Genomic DNA, 786 nt, shown 5'->3' with positions numbered 1-786 from the left:
GTGGGGGTCGCGGGTTCGAATCCCGTCTTCCGCTCCATTAAATGGTTGCGCCGGGGTGGCGGAACAGGCAGACGCACAGGACTTAAAATCCTGCGGTAAGTGATTACCGTACCGGTTCGATTCCGGTCCTCGGCACCATTTTTAAGCGCCCATAGCTCAATTGGATAGAGCGTCTGACTACGGATCAGAAGGTTAGGGGTTCGACTCCTCTTGGGCGCGTATATAAAAGTGACGGGAATTAGCTCAGCTTGGTAGAGCACTTGGTTTGGGACCAAGGAGTCGTAGGTTCGAATCCTATATTCCCGATATAATGGGGGGTTAGCTCAGCTGGGAGAGCGCCTGCTTTGCACGCAGGAGGTCAGCGGTTCGATCCCGCTACTCTCCACCATTAGTTTTATATATAAGTTTGATGAGTATACCAGGCGGTGTAGCTCAGCTGGCTAGAGCGTTCGGTTCATACCCGAAAGGTCGGGGGTTCGATCCCCTCCACCGCCACTTAAAGTGGACCTTTAGCTCAGTTGGTTAGAGCAAACGGCTCATAACCGTTTGGTCGCAGGTTCGAGTCCTGCAAGGTCCATCGAATTTTAATTTAATATTATTATGGAGGAATACCCAAGCCTGGCTGAAGGGATCGGTCTTGAAAACCGACAGGGGCGTAACAGCTCGCGGGGGTTCGAATCCCTCTTCCTCCGTTTTCTTTTTATTATCGCGGGATGGAGCAGTTGGTAGCTCGTCGGGCTCATAACCCGGAGGTCAGTGGTTCAAATCCACTTCCCGCAATTTTTT

The 786-nt window shown here is 51.8% G+C and carries 8 tRNA genes; all 8 read left to right on the top strand.

Annotated features, from left to right (window positions below):
- The first annotated feature begins 49 nt into the window (after positions 1–49).
- The 8 genes from HMPREF3029_RS06285 to HMPREF3029_RS06250 all read left to right on the top strand — a co-directional run bounded on the left by HMPREF3029_RS06285 (position 50) and on the right by HMPREF3029_RS06250 (position 780).
- A tRNA-Leu gene (locus tag HMPREF3029_RS06285) sits at positions 50–138 on the top strand.
- Between the two features lie 7 nt (positions 139–145).
- Positions 146–219 (top strand) — tRNA-Arg (locus HMPREF3029_RS06280).
- Positions 220–232: 13 nt separating this feature from the next.
- Positions 233–306 (top strand) — tRNA-Pro (locus HMPREF3029_RS06275).
- 6 nt (positions 307–312) lie between these two features.
- A tRNA-Ala gene (locus HMPREF3029_RS06270) sits at positions 313–388 on the top strand.
- Between the two features lie 33 nt (positions 389–421).
- Positions 422–495: transfer RNA gene (locus tag HMPREF3029_RS06265), tRNA-Met, on the top strand.
- Positions 496–503: 8 nt separating this feature from the next.
- Positions 504–577 (top strand) — tRNA-Ile (locus HMPREF3029_RS06260).
- A gap of 25 nt (positions 578–602) precedes the next feature.
- Positions 603–692 (top strand) — tRNA-Ser (locus HMPREF3029_RS06255).
- 15 nt (positions 693–707) lie between these two features.
- Positions 708–780: transfer RNA gene (locus tag HMPREF3029_RS06250), tRNA-Met, on the top strand.
- The last annotated feature ends 6 nt before the right edge of the window (positions 781–786 follow it).

It is taken from the genome of Nosocomiicoccus sp. HMSC059G07 (assembly GCF_001815515.1).
Classification (GTDB): Bacteria; Bacillota; Bacilli; order Staphylococcales; family Salinicoccaceae; genus Nosocomiicoccus; species Nosocomiicoccus ampullae_A.
This window is presented reverse-complemented; position numbering and strand designations above follow the sequence as displayed.